This window comes from Microbacterium oryzae, from assembly GCF_009735645.1.
Classification (GTDB): Bacteria; Actinomycetota; Actinomycetes; order Actinomycetales; family Microbacteriaceae; genus Microbacterium; species Microbacterium oryzae.
Genome location: NZ_CP032550.1, coordinates 897863 through 912441, shown reverse-complemented (window position 1 = coordinate 912441; position 14579 = coordinate 897863). Strand labels below are relative to the sequence as shown.

Sequence of the window (14579 nt, the reverse complement as noted above, 5' to 3'; positions counted from 1 at the left end):
TCAGGCTCCTGCGGGGACGGTGCGGACGGGGGAGGACAGCACATGGTGGCGGCCGCGCGGCAGCACCAGGGGGGTGCCGGAGACGGGATCGGGGATCACCATGGCGTCGAGATCGAACACCTCGGCGATCAGCTCGCGCGTCACGACGTCGGAGGGCGCGCCGTCGGCGACCAGGCGCCCGGCGCGGAGCGCGAACAGGTGGTCGGCGTAGCGGGCGGCCAGGTTGATGTCATGCAGGACCATGACGATCGTCGTGCCGCGGCGGCGATTGAGATCGGTGAGGAGGTCGAGCACCTCGATCTGGTGCGTCACGTCGAGGAAGGTGGTCGGCTCGTCGAGGAGCAGCACGTCGGTCTCCTGCGCGAGCGCCATCGCGATCCACACGCGCTGCCGCTGCCCGCCGGAGAGCTCGTCGACGGACCGGTCGGCGAGGTCGGCGACGCCGGTCACCTCGAGGGCCTCCGCGACGGCGATCTCGTCCTCCGTCGACCACGAGCGGAAGAGCTTCTGATGCGGATGGCGTCCCCGCCCGACGAGATCGGCGACGGCGATCCCCTCCGGGGCGATCGGCTGCTGCGGCAGCAGGCCGAGGGTGCGGGCCAGCTCGCGCGTGGGGAGCTCGTCGATCCGGCGGCCGTCGAGGAGCACCGCGCCGGAGCGCGGCGCCAGCAGACGCGAGATCGTCTTCAGCAGCGTCGACTTGCCGCAGGCGTTGGCGCCCACGATCACGCTGATGCGGCCGGTCGGGACGACGAGGTCGACGCCGTCGACGATCGTCGTCGCGCCGTAGCCGGCGACCAGTCCGCTCGTCTCGAGGGTGTGCGACACGGTCATGAGGAGCCTCCCTGACGGCTCGTGCGGATGAGGAGGAAGAGCAGGTACGGCGCTCCGAGGATGCCGGTGATGACGCCGACGGGGAACGCCGTGTCGAAGGCGAACTGCCCGATGAGATCGGCCGCGAGAACGAGGCAGGCGCCGGTGAGGGCGGCGGGGACCACCAGCGAGGCGCCGGGGCCGACCAGGCGGGAGGCGATCGGCCCCGCGAGGAAGGCGACGAACGCGATCGGGCCGGTGGTGGCGGTGGCGAAGCAGGCCAGCGCCACGGCCGCGACGATGAGCAGAACCCGTGACCGGTCGACGCGCACGCCGAGCGCGGTCGCCGAGGCGTCGCCGAGCTCGAGCGCACGCAGATCCCGGGAGAGCAGGAGCACGACGGGAACGAGCACGACCACGGCGACGGCGAGCGGGGCGAGGTCGGCCATCCGGGCGCCGTTGAGGCTCCCGGTCAGCCAGCGCATGGCGACCGCGACGTCCCATTCGGCCGCGCGCGAGATGACGTACGACACGACGGCGTCGAGCATCGCGCCGATGCCGATGCCGATGAGGATGAGGCGTCCGCCGGTGGACTCGCCGCCCCGCGCGGCCGCGTAGATCGCGGCGGCCGTGGCGATGCCGACGAGGAGCGCCAGGAGCGTGGTGGCGGCGCCCGACCAGTGCAGCACGACGAGGGCGACGACCGCGGCCGCGCTCGCACCCGAGGTGATGCCGATGACATCGGGGCTCGCGAGCGGGTTGCGGAGCATGGTCTGGAAGGTGCTGCCGGCCGCGCCGAAGGCGATGCCGGCCAGCGCGCCGGTCAGGGCGCGCGGGACGCGCAGCGTGCCGACCGTGAACGACGCTCCCGGGACATCCCGCCCCGCGAGCACCGCGACGACGTCGGAGACCGGGTAGATCGTGCGGCCGAGCATGAGCATCGCCGCGAGCAGGGCGATCAGCAGCACGGCGAGCACGGCGATGGCGAGCGCGCGCCGGCGGGTGCGACGACGACGTCCGGCGCGCAGCGCGTCGACGGGGGCGAGGGGAGCGGGAGCGAGGAGCGCGGTCATCACAGGGCCCTCATGCGGGTGCGGCGGGCGATGACGACGAGGACCGGCGCGCCGACGAACGCGGTGACGATGCCGGCCTCCACCTCGCCGGGCGTGCCGATCACGCGCCCGATGGTGTCGGCCACGGCGAGGAGCACCGCGCCGCCGAGGGCGGAGAGCGGCAGGAGCCAGCGCTGATCCGGGCCCGAGAGGAGACGGACGACGTGCGGCACCATGAGCCCGACGAAGGCGATGGGCCCCGCGACCGCGGTGACGGCAGCGCAGAGGACGACGCCCGCGGTGGCCGCGAACGCGCGGGTGCGCCCCACGCGAACGCCGAGGCCCACCGCGACGTCGTCGCCGAGCGCGAGCGCGTTGAGGCCGGGGGCGCAGAGGAAGGCGACGAGGGCGGCACCGGCGAGGAGCGGCGCGACGACGGCCATGGTGCTCCAGTCCGCGCCACCGACCCCGCCGACCTGCCAGAAGCGGAACTCGTTCATCGCGGCCACGCGCGGCAGCAGCACGGCGCTCACGAGCGACGACAGCGCGGCGCTCGTCGCCGCGCCCGCGAGCGCGAGCTTGATGGGCGTCGAGCCGCCCGCGCCGATCGAGCCCACGACGTACACGAACAGCGCGGCGAGGGTGGCCCCGGCGAGCGCGAGCCCGAGGTACTGGAAGGGGGAGGAGATGCCGAGGAAGGCGATGCCGCACACGACGAAGAGCGCCGCGCCCATGTTCACGCCGAGGATGCCGGGGTCGGCGATCGGGTTGCGGGTGACCGCCTGCATGAGGGCGCCGGACAGGGCCAGGGCGGCCCCGGCGGCGAGCGCGAGCACGGTGCGCGGGATGCGCTGCTGCACGGCGATGGCGCCGATCTGAGACGCCACCTCCCCGTGCAGCCATGCCGACAGGCCGTCTGCGATCTCCGCCGGCGTCACCGTCCGCGAGCCGAACGCGAGCGACACGGCGGCCGCGAGCGCGACAGCGGCCACGCCCGCGGCGATGAGGAACCCGCGGCTGCGCCGCGCGCCCGTGTCGCTGACGGGCGCGCGGCGCGCGGTCGCGGCGCTGGTCACTCCGCCTTCGCCGCTGCGTCGTCGAGGAGGGCGACGTAGTCGTCCAGCACCCACGGGATCGACAGGGCGGTGGGCGTGACGGCCCCGCTCAGCGCATCGCCGTTGCCGATCGCGACGACCGCGCCGTTCTGGACCGCGGGCACGGTGCTCCACAGCTCGTCGGCCTGCAGCGCCGACAGGAGGTCGTCCCCGCCGTAGGCCACGATCACGTCGACGTCGTCGAGCTGGTCGGCGTTCTCCGCGCTGATGTCGGCGTAGAACGCGCCGCTCTCGCTGGCCTCCGTGGCGGCCGACGGCATGTCGAAGCCGAGGTCGCCGAGGAGCGCGGTGCGCGAGTCGTCCACCGCGTAGATGGAGACCGTCGACAGGTCGGAGGGCGTCATGTAGAAGAACGCGGCGGTCTTGCCCGCGAAGGAGGAGTCGGCCGTCGCGTCGGCGATCTGCGCGTCGAGGTCGTCGACGAGCTCCTCGCCCTCATCGGCCATCCCCAGCGCCTCGGCGTCGATGCGGATCGCGTCGCGCCACGGCGTGTACCAGGGGACCTCGGGGTACGCGACGGTCGGCGCGATCTCGCTGAGGGTCGCGTACTCCTCCTTCGTGAGGCCCGAGTACGCCCCGAGGATCACGTCGGGGGCGGTGTCGGCGATGGCCTCGAAGTCCACGCCGTCGGAGGTGTCGAAGACGACGGGCTCCTCGGCGCCGAGCTCCTCGTACGCGTCGAGCGACCACTCGTACAGCCCCAGGCCGTCGCTGCCGTCCATCGACCAGGTCTGGTCGTCGACGCCGACCGGGGCGATGCCGAGGGCGAGTGCGACGTCGTGGTTGCCCCAGCCGACGGTGGCGACGCGCTTCGGCGCGCTCTCGATCGTGGTGCTGCCGAGGGCGTGCTCGATCGTCACGGGGAACGCGCCGGCGGGAGCGTCGCCTGCGGCGGCCTTCTCGGGCTCGGCGGAGCTGGAGCACGCGGTGAGGGCGGCGGCGGCGGAGAGGGTCGCGACGAACGCGAGAGCGCGCGTGGTGTGCACGGATGGCCTTTCATCGTGAGGCGCGAGCGCCTCGGCGTCGAGTAGTGAGCTTAGGCTACCCTAATGCTGATGCCATCCACGATGCGGCCGCCTCGAAAGGCCGCAGATCAGGCGCGCGGCGGCAGCGCGCGCCCGGCTTCGAACTCCGCGATCAGGTGTGTCACCACCGCGCGCAGATCGCCCCCGATGCGTCGGCGATCGCCGACTGCCGTTCGCCGCTCGTCCCCGTGGCGAGGATGCCGGCCGCTCCCGCGAACTCCGACGCGCATCCGAGGTCGTCTGCCACGGGACTCAGGCGCTCGAGCGTCTCCGCCAGATGCTCGCGCACCGGGCGCTGCGCGCCGTCGGCGCCCACGATGACGTCCGCGTCGAGCCCGTAGCGCGCCGCGCGCCACTTGTTCTCGCGCACGTACCAGGCGGGCAGCGGTGCGAGCGTGCGCCCTGCATCGAGCTCGCGGGAGAAGCTCTCGACGAGGGTCTGGATGAGGGCGGTGATCGCGGCGAGCTCCGCGGCCGTCGACAGCCCGTCGCAGACGCGGATCTCCACCGTCCCCCAGCGCGGGGCGGGGCGGATGTCCCAGCGCACCTCGGTCTCGTCGGCGACGATCTGCGCACGGGTCATGTCGTCGACGTAGCCCTCGAACTGCTCCCACGTCGTCAGCGGCCAGGGGAGGCCGGCGGTGGGCAGCTGCTGGAAGACCAGCGCGCGGTTCGACGCGTATCCGGTGCGCTCGCCCGCCCAGAACGGGCTGGACGCCGACAGCGCCTGGATGTGCGGCAGGAACGTCGTCAGCGCACCGACGATCGGCATGACCTTGGCGACGTCCTCGACGCCCACGTGCACGTGGACACCCCAGATCATCATGTTGCGGCCCCACCACTGGGTGCGCTCGATGAGGGAGTGGTAGCGCGTCTTGTCGGTCACGGACTGGTCGTACCACTGCGCGAACGGATGGCTGCCCGCAGAGAGCAGGGCGACGCCGAGCGGCTCCGCCTGCGCGCGCACGACGTCGACGGCGTCGGCGATGTCCGCGAGCGCCTCCGCCGCCGTCGCCCCGACGCCGCTCGTGATCTCGATGGTGTTCGTGAGGAGCTCGCCGGTGACGGTGAAGCGCTCATCCGCTGTGGACGCCGCCAGCGCGTCGATGATCTCCGGGCCGCGGCCCACGAGCTCGCCGCTCGCGCGGTCGGCGAGCATGATCTCCCACTCCACTCCGACGGACGAGCGGGCGGACTGGGCGAAGCGCAGCGTCATTCGCACAGCCTTCCACACGGGACTCGCACGGCGGACGGTTCGCTTATGGGTGTGTCATCTGGCAGAATGGAGGGTCGGACCGCCTGCTCGACCCTCTATCCAGCATCGGTCCACCCTCAGAGCTCCCGCCAGCGTGCACCCCACGCGCAGGGCGACGTTCGATCCCTCTTCACCACACAGGAGAATCGTGGCTGTCAAGATCCGTCTCAAGCGCCTGGGCAAGATCCGTGCGCCCTACTACCGCATCGTCGTCGCCGACTCGCGCACCAAGCGCGATGGTCGTGTGATCGAGGAGATCGGCAAGTACCACCCGACCGAGGAGCCCTCGTTCATCGAGGTCGACTCCGAGCGCGCGCAGTACTGGCTGTCCGTGGGCGCCCAGCCCACCGAGCAGGTGGCCGCCATCCTCAAGATCACCGGCGACTGGGGCAAGCACACCGGCGACAAGGACGCCAAGAGCACCCTGAAGACCCGCGAGGAGAAGGCCGCGTACGCGCCCGACGCCTCCAAGAAGTCGGTCGTCCGGCCCAAGGCCGAGAAGAAGGCGGAGGCGGCTCCCGCCGCCGACGCCGACGCCGAGTCGGCAGAGTAATCGTGCTGGCCGCCGCGCTCGAGCACGTCGTCAAGGGGATCGTCGATCACCCCGACGACGTGAGGATCGTCGCCTCCTCATCACCGCGAGGAGACGTGCTGGAAGTGCACGTCCACGCGGATGACCGGGGGCGCGTGATCGGGCGCGGCGGCCGTACCGCGAAGGCTCTTCGCACCGTGATCGGCGCACTCGCCGACGGTCGACGCGTGCGCGTCGACGTGGCGGACGACTGATGGCCGACCGCACCGCCAAGAACCAGCTGCGCGTCGGGCGCATCCTCAAGGCCCACGGCCTGAAGGGCGCCCTCAAGCTGGAGCTGTACACCGACGACCCCGACGGACGCTTCGTCCCGGGAGCGTCGTTCGCCCTGCAGGTGCCCGAGCAGTCGAAGTGGCACGGCCAGTCCATCGTCGTGCGGGAGTTCCGCTGGATGAACGCGGCGCCCGTGGTCTTCTTCGAGGGCGTCGACGACCGCGACGAGGCCGAGAGCCTCGTGCGCGCCATCCTGTGGATCGACCAGGACGACGCCGCCGAGCAGCCCGAACCCGACGCCTGGTACGACCACCAGCTCGTGGGCCTCGATGTCGTGCGCGACGGCGTCTCCGTCGGGCACGTCGTGCGCGTGGACCACCTGCCCGCTCAGGACCTCCTCATCGTGAAGTCGGGGGAGCGGGAGATCATGGTGCCGTTCGTCTCGGCCATCGTCCCCGAGGTCGACATCGCCGCCGAGCGCGTGATCGTCACCCCGCCGGCCGGACTCTTCGAGGAGCTCGACGACGAGCCCGAGGATGAGGCCGCTCCCGTCGCAGAGGTCGACCCTGCCGACACGGAGACCTCCGCCGCCGACTGAGGCCGGGCCATCCCTCTTCTAGACTGGAGGGATGCGCGTCGACATCGTCACCATCTTCCCGGCGTTCTTCGACGTGCTGGACGTCTCCCTCATCGGGAAGGCGCGCGACCGCGGGCTCCTGGACGTGCGCGTGCACGATCTGCGCGACGCCGCCCACGACCGGCACCGCACCGTCGACGACACGCCGTACGGCGGCGGCGCCGGCATGGTGATGAAGCCCGAGCCGTGGGGTGAGACGCTCGACGCCGTCCTCGGCGAGGACGCCGTGCTCATCGTGCCGTCCCCCGCGGGTGAGCGGTTCACGCAGCGCGTCGCGCGGGAGCTCGCCGACGAGAGGCAGATCGTCTTCGCCTGCGGCCGCTACGAGGGCATCGACCAGCGGGTCGTCGACCACTACGCGGCGCGCGGCCGCGTGCGACTCATGAGCCTGGGGGATTACGTCCTCAACGGCGGCGAGGTCGCGGCCATGGCGATGATCGAGGCCGTCGCGCGGCTCGTGCCCGGCGTCGTCGGCAACCCCGAGAGCCTCGTCGAGGAGTCCCACGAGATCGGGCTGCTCGAGTACCCGATCTACACCAAGCCGGCCTCCTGGCGCGGGCACGAGGTGCCTCCCGTGCTGCTCAGCGGCAACCACGGCGCCGTCGAGAGGTGGCGGCGCGAGCAGAGCTTCGAGCGCACGCGGCGGCTGCGTCCGGACCTGCTGCCCGAGGACCTGCGCGGCGAGAGCTGAGGTCGCGTCAGGCGCCCGCGAGCCGCGCGGCGCCCGCGCGATAGCGCTCCGCGACGATCTCGGCGACGCGCCGATCGGCGCCGAGCGGCGCGGTGACGACATCCGCCCCCGCATCGCGGACGACATCGGCGAAGAACCCCGGCGCGAGGACGTAGCTCGCGGCGACCACGCGTTGCGCGCCCGCGGCGCGAGCGGCCGCGATGGCGTCGGGGATGCGCGGGTGGGCGCCGGCCGCGTACCCGACCGACACCGGCACGGACACCAGGCGCCGCAGCCGCACGGCGACCTCCTCGACGTCGACCGCCGCCTCCGGCTTGCTCGATCCGGCGGCGGCGAGCACGACGTGATCGCCCTCGCGAGACCCCGCGTCGGCCTCGGCCAGGCGCGCGGCGAGCACCTCGGCGAGCAGATCGTGCGGGCCGAGAGGCGGTGCCTGCACGACGTGAGCGAACGGACGCACGGCCCGCGCGACATCCACCTCGGTGTGGAACCCGGTCGACAGCAGCAGCGGGACGACGACCGCCGGCCCGTCTGCCGCCGCACGCGCGACGACATCGGCGACCTCGGGCTGCTCGACGTCGACGAACGCCTGCTCGACGCGGACGCTCGGAAGAAGCGCGCGCACCTCCTCGACGAGCGCGCGGATGACCGTGCGCCCCTCCTCGAAGCGGGTCCCGTGCGAGCAGGCGATGAGGGTCGTCATCGGAGCGGCCCTCAGGACAGGTGCGACCGGTCGGTGAAGACGACGGGGCCGTCCTCAGTGATGGCGATCGTGTGCTCGCTGTGCGCGCCACGCGAGCCGTCGACGCTGCGCAGCGTCCAGCCATCCGGATCGGTCACCAGCTCGTCGGTCGTCTGCAGGAACCACGGCTCGATCGCGATGACGAGGCCCGGCTTCAGCGGGAAGCCGCGGCCCGGGCGGCCGTCGTTCGGCACGTGCGGGTCGCCGTGCATGATGCGGCCCACGCCGTGTCCGCCGAAGTCGGTGTTGATCGACAGGCCCTCGCCATGCGCGACGGCGGCGATGGCGGCCGAGATGTCGCCGATGCGGTTGCCCACGGTGGCGGCGGCGATCGCCGCGTCCAGGGCCCGCTCGGTGGTGTCGATGAGCTTCAGGTCCTCGTCGCGCGGCGTGCCGACGACGAAGGAGACCGCGGAGTCCGCCACCCAGCCGTCGACGGAGACGGCGAAGTCGAGCGTGACGAGGTCGCCGTCGCGCAGCGCGTAGTCGTGGGGGAGACCGTGGAGCACCGCGTCGTTGATGGAGGTGCAGATCACCTTGCCGAACGGGCTGGCGCCGAACGAGGGGTGGTAGTCGATGTAGCACGACTCGGCGCCCGCGCGGCGGATGAGCTCGTGCGCGCGACGGTCGATCGCCAGCAGGTTCGTGCCCACGCGCGTCTCGTCCTTCAGGGTGGCGAGGGTCTCGGCGACGAACCGGCCGGCCGGGCGCATCTGCTCGATCTCGGCCGGGGTGCGCAGTTCGATCATGGGGTGTCCTTCCAGTCGGACCTCCATTCTCTCCCGCGCGAGCGTGACGGATGGCCGATGCCGGTGTGCGACAATGGAGAGTCGTGCTGTGACGCCCGCGCCTGTCGGCGCGCGTGTTTCGCGCTCTGCCACAGGGGAGCCGAGGGTCCGCAACCGGATCCCACCGCACACGCGATACCCCATTTTCGAAGGCGGTCGACCTGAGGCGGCCGCAGGAAGAGAACCGTCATGCACATTCTCGACGCCGTCGACGCGGCCTCGCTCCGCTCGGACGTCCCCGCGTTCGGCCCCGGTGACACCGTCAAGGTGCACGTGAACATCGTCGAGGGCAACCGCTCGCGTGTTCAGGTGTTCCAGGGCGTCGTCATCCGCCGTCAGGGATCCGGTGTGCGCGAGACCTTCACGGTCCGCAAGATCAGCTTCCAGGTCGGCGTGGAGCGCACGTTCCCCGTGCACTCGCCCGTCCTCGACCGCATCGAGGTCGTCACCCGTGGTGACGTCCGTCGCGCGAAGCTGTACTACCTGCGCGAGCTGCGCGGCAAGAAGGCGAAGATCAAGGAGAAGCGCGAGAGCCGCTGATCCTCTTCGCGCAGACACCCCGTGCCTCTCGGCACGGGGTGTCTGCGTTCGTGTGAGAACCTGGATCGACGCCCCCGCAACCCGGCGGCGCGGATGCGAAGGACCCCATGACCACCGACATCACGACCGCGGCGCGGCCTACGCGACGCGGACGCGGATTCCTCACCTTTCTGCGCGACATCGCCCTCATCGTGGTCATCGCGCTCGTGGTGTCGTTCCTCATCAAGACGTTCGTCGTCCGATCGTTCTTCATCCCCTCCGGTTCGATGGAGAACACGCTGCAGGTCGACGACCGCATCCTCGTCGACGAGCTCACGCCGGCGTGGACCGGGTACGAGCGCGGCGACATCGTCGTCTTCGAGGACCCGGGCGGATGGCTCGAAGGGCAGCCCGCTCCCGCGCCGCGCGCGCCGATCGTCGAGGCGGTCGATCACCTCCTGACGGCCGTGGGCCTCTCCGCCGGCGACTCCGACGACCATCTCGTCAAGCGCATCATCGGCATCCCCGGCGACCACGTGGAGTGCTGCAACGCGCTCGGCCAGATCTCCGTCAACGGCGTCCCCGTGGACGAGCTGGACTACCTGAAGCTCCCCGTGGGCGACACGGCCGCATCGAACGAGCCGTTCGACGTGCAGGTGCCCGACGGCGCGCTCTGGGTGCTCGGCGACAACCGCGACAACTCCCGCGACGCCCGCTTCAACATGGATCAGCCCGGCGGGGGCTTCGTGCCGCTGGAGAACGTCGTCGGCCGCGTGTTCCTCACCACCTGGCCCCTCGAGCGCTTCGGGCTCATCGACGGCCATCACGAGGTGTTCCGCGGCATCCCCGAGCACGAGGAGGAGCGCGAGGAGCAGAAGGCGAGCGCGGCCGGATGACCGTCGTCGCCCCCACTCTCGACCAGGAGCGCGCGCTGCTGGCGGAGCGCCCTCTCGTCTTCGGACTCGATGAGGTCGGCCGCGGTGCGCTGGCGGGCCCGGTCACCATCGGCGCCTCCGTCGTCGACGCCGAGGCCATCGCGTCGCCCGTGCCCGACGGCCTGCGCGATTCGAAGCTCGTGCCCGCGGGACGCCGCGCCGACGTCGCTCAGCGAGCCGCGGGCTGGGTGCGCGCGAGCGCGCTCGGCTGGGCCACCGCCGCCGAGGTCGACGAGGCCGGCATCATCCGCGCCCTCGGGCTCGCGGCGGTGCGCGCGCTGGCCGCCCTCGAGGAGCAGGGCTACGCACCCGCGACCGGCGTGGTGCTGCTCGACGGCAACCACGACTACATCAGCCCCGTGCGCGGCGGCGGACTCGACGTGCGCACGGTCGTCAAGGGCGATCGGGACTGCGCGTCGCTGGCCGCGGCGTCCGTGCTCGCGAAGGTCGCCCGTGACGACCTCATGGTGCGGCTGCACGACGACGCGCCCGCCTATGAGTGGGCGAGCAACAAGGGCTACGCGAGCGCGACGCACCGTTCGGCCATCCGGGACCACGGCCTGAGCGCGCACCACCGTCACTCCTGGGCGATCGCCGACGCGCCCGCCCTCTTCTGAGCGCCGCGGCCGACGCGGGGCGTCGCGGCGAGCGCCTAGGATGGGATGACCATGGATGACGATGTCTTCGAGGATTACGACCGCGAACTCGAGCTGGCGCTGTTCCGCGAGTACCGGGACGTGGTCTCCCAGTTCCAGTTCGTGATCGAGACCGAGCGGCGCTTCTACCTGGCGAACGAGGTCGACGTCGTGCGTCACGACACGGAGACCGACTTCTACTTCGAGCTCACGATGAAGGACGTCTGGGTCTGGGACATCTACCGCTCGGACCGGTTCGTGAAGTCCGTGCGCGTGCTGACATTCAAGGACGTCAACATCGAGGAGCTCTCGCGGCGCGACTTCGAGCTGCCCGACGAGCTCTCCATCGACGGCCAGTAGTCTTCCGCGACGGCGTCGTGCGCGACGCCGTCTGCACAGGCCGCCGACACGCGGCATCTTCTCCACCGTCCGCGTGAGCGTCCCCCTCGGGGCCGAGCGGCCGGGCAGTCTGCCGTCATGGCACGCAAAGACGACCTGGGGCGAGCGGGTGAGGAGCGGGCGGCGCGATACCTCGTGTCCGAGGGATACGAGATCCTCGACCGCAACTGGCGCTGCGCTGCCGGCGAGATCGACATCGTCGCCTGCCGAGGGGAGCGCCTCGCCGTCGTCGAGGTGAAGACGCGCTCGGGAACCGGCTACGGCCATCCGTTCGAGGCCGTCGACGGGCGCAAGCTCAGGCGGCTGTGGCGGCTCGCAGTGGCGTGGGCGCAGGCGCATCCCGGGGTGCTGGACCGGCGCAGCCTGCACGTCGACGCCGTGGGCATCGTCGGCCCCGATCCGCGCGGTGGCGTGCTGGAGCACCTCGAGGACCTGCGGTGAGCGTCGCGCGCACGTGGGCGGTCGCGCTCACCGGCCTGCGCGGCGAGGTGGTGGAGGTGGAGGCCGACGTCACCGCGCACCAGCCCGACATCCGCATCATCGGCCTCGCCGACCGGGCGCTGGGCGAGGCGGCGCGGCGGGTCGGCAACGCGTGCGAGAACAGCGGACTGCCGCTGCCGTATCGGCGGCTCACGGTGAACCTGTCGCCGGCGGGACTGCCCAAGCAGGGAACCGGCTTCGACCTCGCGATCGCCGTCGCCGCTCTCGCCACCGACGATCGGGTGCGGCGACCCAGCGCCGCGGCGGTCGTGCACCTCGGCGAACTCGGGCTCGACGGGCGCCTCCGGCCGGTGGCCGGCGTGCTGCCCGCCGTGCGCGCCGCGGTCGCCGCCGGTCGTCCGCGCGTGATCGTGCCGTGGGGCAACCGCGAGGAGGCCGAGCTCGTCGTGGGCGCCGAGGTGTGGGCGGCGGTGTCGCTCGCGCAGGTCGCCGCGTGGCACGGTGCCGAGGTGGAGGTCCCCGACGTGCCGCCGGTTCCCGGGGCGACAGCGGCGCCCGCCGACGCGGAGGAGCTGGATCTCGCCGACGTCGTCGGACAGCAGGACGCCGTGGAGGCGCTCATCGTGGCCGCGGCCGGCGGGCACCACCTCCTGATGTCGGGGCCGTCCGGTGCGGGCAAGACCATGCTCGCCCGTCGACTGCCGGGGATCCTCCCGCCGCTCGACGACGAGGCCGCTCTCGAGGTCGCGTCGGTGCGGTCGCTCGCGGGCGAGCAGGTCACACGGCTCGATCGGCGGCCGCCCTTCGAGGCGCCGCACCACTCGGCATCGACCGCCGCGCTCATCGGCGGCGGGTCGCGGGTCGCGCGCCCCGGCGCCATCGCCCGGGCCAGCCGCGGTGTGCTCTTCATCGACGAGGCCACGGAGGCCGCCGCCTCGACGCTCGACGCGCTGCGCCAGCCGCTGGAGCAGGGGAGCATCGACATCCACCGCGCGGGGTTCACCGCGCGGTTCCCGGCGCGGTTCCAGCTCGTCCTCGCGAAGAACCCCTGCCCGTGCGGGGAGTACGGGGTGCGGGGCGGGGACTGCACCTGCTCACCGCACCTGATCCGGCGATACGCGCAGCGGCTGTCCGGACCGCTGCTCGATCGCATCGACATCGATCTCAAGGTCGAGCGGATCGCCAGCATCGCGCAGACGCGCAGCGCGGACGGCACCACGTCCGCCGCCGCGCGGAGTCGGGTGACGGACGCGCGGGCGCGCTCACGTCGGCGGCTGGCGGGCACGCCGTGGCAGGTCAATGTGGACGTCCCCGGCGCCTGGCTGCGCCGCGGTCCGCGCGCCGTCGACCCCGGCGCCGTGCGCTCGCTCGACGCCGCGCTGCAGCGCGGCGTCCTCACGCTGCGCGGCTACGACCGGGTGCTGCGCGTGGCGTGGACCGTCGCCGACCTCGCCGGCCACGACCGACCGACGGCGGCCGACGTCGGCCGAGCCCTGTTCCTCAAGAAGGGAGTGGTGGCATGAGCCTCCTCGACGAGCCCGCCGTGCGCGCGGGCGGTGCATGCGTCGGCGCCGATGACTCCGATCGCCTCGCTCGCGCGGCGTGGACCGCGATCACCGAGCCGGGGGACGGCACCGCGGGCACGCTCGTGGCCGCGTTCGGTCCGGCTCGCGCGCTCCGGATGGCCGAGGCCGGGTTGCGCGATGCGCAGCTGGCAGCGCTGCAGCTCGCTCCGCAGACGCTGACGGCGGCGTCCGCGCGGTGGCGTCCGCGGCTGGACGCGTCCCTCGTCGCGCGCACGCTGCAGGATGCCGCGAAGGCGGAGCTCGCCCTGTTCACGCCCGAGGAGGAGTCGTGGCCGCCGCAGCTGGATGATCTGGGAGCCCACGCGCCGCTCGCGCTGTGGGTGCGCGGCGACCGAGCGGCGCTCGCTCGGCTGGCGCGGTCGGTCGCGATCGTCGGCGCGCGGGCCGCCACGCCGTACGGCGAGCATGTCGCGGCGGAGCTGGCAGGGGAGCTCTCGGCGCGTGAGGTGGGGATCGTGTCGGGCGCTGCGTACGGCATCGACGGCGCCGCCCATCGCGCGACGCTCGGGAGCGGCGGACTGACCGTCGCCGTGGTCGCGGGCGGCGCCGACCGGGTCTACCCGGCCGGTCACGCCCGGCTCTTCACCGAGCTCGCGCGCACCGGTGCGATCGTCAGCGAGAGCGCTCCGGGGTCGACGCCGACGAAGTGGCGCTTCCTGCAGCGCAACCGGCTGATCGCCGCGCTCACCGCCGCGACCGTCGTCGTCGAAGCAGGCGCGCGGAGCGGAACGCTCAACACCGCCGGGCACGCCGCCGCCCTCGGTCGGCCCTTGGGCGCCGTTCCCGGTCCGGTGACGAGTGCGACCTCCGCCGGGTGCCACCGCCTGCTGCGTGAGTTCGACGCGCAGTGCATCACCTCAGCGGCGGACGTGCTGGAGCTTCTCGGCGAGGGCCCCGACGCGGGGGACCGTGCGAGGGAGCCGTCGGCGGAGGAGGTGCGCGTGCGCGACGCGCTCGCCTCTCGCACGCCGCGGGACATCCCGGAGATCGCCCGCCGCAGCGGCCTCGCGGTCGGCGACGTCCAAGCCGCGCTGGGTCTGCTGGAACTCGCGGGGGAGGTGCGCGCTGTGCCGGGTGGATGGGTGCTGTCCTGAAGGCAATAAGTGTACGTTCGTACCCACTCTACGGTAGAGTCGGGCGC

17 protein-coding genes and 1 pseudogene are annotated in these 14579 nt (G+C 72.6%); 11 read left to right on the top strand and 7 right to left on the bottom strand.

All coding sequences use genetic code 11. The annotated features are described in order from the left end of the window. From D7D94_RS04265 to D7D94_RS04245, 5 genes and pseudogenes are all read right to left on the bottom strand, one after another. Positions 1-834, bottom strand: coding sequence for an ABC transporter ATP-binding protein (locus tag D7D94_RS04265; protein WP_156241457.1), 834 nt, complete (start codon positions 832-834; stop codon positions 1-3). Further along, on the bottom strand, positions 831-1886 hold the full coding sequence (locus D7D94_RS04260; protein WP_156241456.1) for a FecCD family ABC transporter permease: 1056 nt from the start codon (positions 1884-1886) through the stop codon (positions 831-833). Before D7D94_RS04260 ends, D7D94_RS04265 begins: the two co-directional genes overlap by 4 nt. Next, positions 1886-2941 carry a FecCD family ABC transporter permease gene (locus D7D94_RS04255; protein WP_216648688.1) on the bottom strand — a complete coding sequence of 352 codons (1056 nt, stop codon included), beginning with the start codon at positions 2939-2941 and terminating at the stop codon, positions 1886-1888. Before D7D94_RS04255 ends, D7D94_RS04260 begins: the two co-directional genes overlap by 1 nt. Then, the gene (locus tag D7D94_RS04250; protein WP_156241455.1) at positions 2938-3966 is read right to left on the bottom strand and encodes an iron-siderophore ABC transporter substrate-binding protein; all 1029 of its coding nucleotides are present in this window, start codon (positions 3964-3966) and stop codon (positions 2938-2940) included. The genes D7D94_RS04255 and D7D94_RS04250 overlap by 4 nt, the downstream gene beginning before the upstream one ends. A 107-nt stretch (positions 3967-4073) precedes the next feature. Further along, positions 4074-5221, bottom strand: a pseudogene (locus tag D7D94_RS04245) (glutamate--cysteine ligase). Between the two features lie 187 nt (positions 5222-5408). On the opposite strand from D7D94_RS04245, the gene rpsP reads away from it, so the two are divergent. The 4 genes from rpsP to trmD are packed head-to-tail and all read left to right on the top strand — an operon-like array spanning position 5409 to position 7393. After that, on the top strand, positions 5409-5813 hold the full coding sequence (gene rpsP / locus D7D94_RS04240) for a 30S ribosomal protein S16 (protein ID WP_156241454.1): 405 nt from the start codon (positions 5409-5411) through the stop codon (positions 5811-5813). 2 nt (positions 5814-5815) lie between these two features. Next, positions 5816-6046 (top strand): RNA-binding protein, encoded by a 231-nt coding sequence (locus D7D94_RS04235; RefSeq protein ID WP_156241452.1) that lies wholly within the window; start codon positions 5816-5818, stop codon positions 6044-6046. Then, on the top strand, positions 6046-6663 hold the full coding sequence (rimM, locus tag D7D94_RS04230; RefSeq protein ID WP_156241450.1) for a ribosome maturation factor RimM: 618 nt from the start codon (positions 6046-6048) through the stop codon (positions 6661-6663). The genes D7D94_RS04235 and rimM overlap by 1 nt, the downstream gene beginning before the upstream one ends. A 31-nt stretch (positions 6664-6694) precedes the next feature. Beyond that, positions 6695-7393: a tRNA (guanosine(37)-N1)-methyltransferase TrmD gene (gene trmD, locus D7D94_RS04225; RefSeq protein ID WP_156241448.1), complete on the top strand. Its 699-nt coding sequence runs from the start codon at positions 6695-6697 to the stop codon at positions 7391-7393. Between the two features lie 7 nt (positions 7394-7400). Here the strand turns inward: trmD and D7D94_RS04220 are convergent, their stop codons facing one another. Together D7D94_RS04220 and map are read right to left on the bottom strand one after the other, a co-directional pair. Further along, positions 7401-8096 carry a sirohydrochlorin chelatase gene (locus tag D7D94_RS04220; protein ID WP_156241446.1) on the bottom strand — a complete coding sequence of 232 codons (696 nt, stop codon included), beginning with the start codon at positions 8094-8096 and terminating at the stop codon, positions 7401-7403. An 11-nt stretch (positions 8097-8107) separates the two neighbouring features. After that, positions 8108-8884 (bottom strand): type I methionyl aminopeptidase, encoded by a 777-nt coding sequence (gene map, locus D7D94_RS04215; RefSeq protein WP_156241444.1) that lies wholly within the window; start codon positions 8882-8884, stop codon positions 8108-8110. A gap of 228 nt (positions 8885-9112) precedes the next feature. Between map and rplS the strand changes: the two genes are divergently transcribed. The 7 genes from rplS to dprA all read left to right on the top strand — a co-directional run bounded on the left by rplS (position 9113) and on the right by dprA (position 14532). Beyond that, on the top strand, positions 9113-9463 hold the full coding sequence (rplS, locus tag D7D94_RS04210; RefSeq protein WP_156241442.1) for a 50S ribosomal protein L19: 351 nt from the start codon (positions 9113-9115) through the stop codon (positions 9461-9463). Between the two features lie 107 nt (positions 9464-9570). Beyond that, complete coding sequence (gene lepB / locus D7D94_RS04205) at positions 9571-10338, top strand: signal peptidase I (RefSeq protein ID WP_156241440.1); 768 nt, start codon at positions 9571-9573, stop codon at positions 10336-10338. Then, positions 10335-10994, top strand: a complete 660-nt coding sequence (locus D7D94_RS04200; RefSeq protein ID WP_156241438.1) for a ribonuclease HII — start codon at positions 10335-10337, stop codon at positions 10992-10994. The genes lepB and D7D94_RS04200 overlap by 4 nt, the downstream gene beginning before the upstream one ends. Before the next feature lie 51 nt (positions 10995-11045). Continuing rightward, the gene (locus D7D94_RS04195) at positions 11046-11372 is read left to right on the top strand and encodes a DUF2469 family protein (protein ID WP_156241436.1); all 327 of its coding nucleotides are present in this window, start codon (positions 11046-11048) and stop codon (positions 11370-11372) included. Positions 11373-11489: 117 nt separating this feature from the next. Next, positions 11490-11852 carry a YraN family protein gene (locus D7D94_RS04190; RefSeq protein WP_156241434.1) on the top strand — a complete coding sequence of 121 codons (363 nt, stop codon included), beginning with the start codon at positions 11490-11492 and terminating at the stop codon, positions 11850-11852. Continuing rightward, positions 11849-13375 (top strand): YifB family Mg chelatase-like AAA ATPase, encoded by a 1527-nt coding sequence (locus tag D7D94_RS04185; RefSeq protein WP_156241432.1) that lies wholly within the window; start codon positions 11849-11851, stop codon positions 13373-13375. The genes D7D94_RS04190 and D7D94_RS04185 overlap by 4 nt, the downstream gene beginning before the upstream one ends. Further along, entirely contained in the window at positions 13372-14532 is a 1161-nt protein-coding gene (dprA, locus tag D7D94_RS04180) for a DNA-processing protein DprA (RefSeq protein ID WP_156241430.1), read from the top strand. The genes D7D94_RS04185 and dprA overlap by 4 nt, the downstream gene beginning before the upstream one ends. Positions 14533-14579 lie beyond the last annotated feature (47 nt).

Excerpts from the sequence above, each read along its gene's own strand:
- D7D94_RS04195 (WP_156241436.1), top strand. The coding sequence starts at position 11,046 with ATGGATGACGATGTCTTCGAGGATTACGACCGCGAACTCGAGCTGGCG.
- dprA (WP_156241430.1), top strand. The coding sequence starts at position 13,372 with ATGAGCCTCCTCGACGAGCCCGCCGTGCGCGCGGGCGGTGCATGCGTC.
- D7D94_RS04220 (WP_156241446.1), bottom strand. The coding sequence starts at position 8,096 with ATGACGACCCTCATCGCCTGCTCGCACGGGACCCGCTTCGAGGAGGGG.
- trmD (WP_156241448.1), top strand. The coding sequence starts at position 6,695 with ATGCGCGTCGACATCGTCACCATCTTCCCGGCGTTCTTCGACGTGCTG.
- D7D94_RS04190 (WP_156241434.1), top strand. The coding sequence starts at position 11,490 with ATGGCACGCAAAGACGACCTGGGGCGAGCGGGTGAGGAGCGGGCGGCG.
- D7D94_RS04260 (WP_156241456.1), bottom strand. The coding sequence starts at position 1,886 with ATGACCGCGCTCCTCGCTCCCGCTCCCCTCGCCCCCGTCGACGCGCTG.
- D7D94_RS04265 (WP_156241457.1), bottom strand. The coding sequence starts at position 834 with ATGACCGTGTCGCACACCCTCGAGACGAGCGGACTGGTCGCCGGCTAC.
- D7D94_RS04200 (WP_156241438.1), top strand. The coding sequence starts at position 10,335 with ATGACCGTCGTCGCCCCCACTCTCGACCAGGAGCGCGCGCTGCTGGCG.
- map (WP_156241444.1), bottom strand. The coding sequence starts at position 8,884 with ATGATCGAACTGCGCACCCCGGCCGAGATCGAGCAGATGCGCCCGGCC.
- lepB (WP_156241440.1), top strand. The coding sequence starts at position 9,571 with ATGACCACCGACATCACGACCGCGGCGCGGCCTACGCGACGCGGACGC.
- rplS (WP_156241442.1), top strand. The coding sequence starts at position 9,113 with ATGCACATTCTCGACGCCGTCGACGCGGCCTCGCTCCGCTCGGACGTC.
- rimM (WP_156241450.1), top strand. The coding sequence starts at position 6,046 with ATGGCCGACCGCACCGCCAAGAACCAGCTGCGCGTCGGGCGCATCCTC.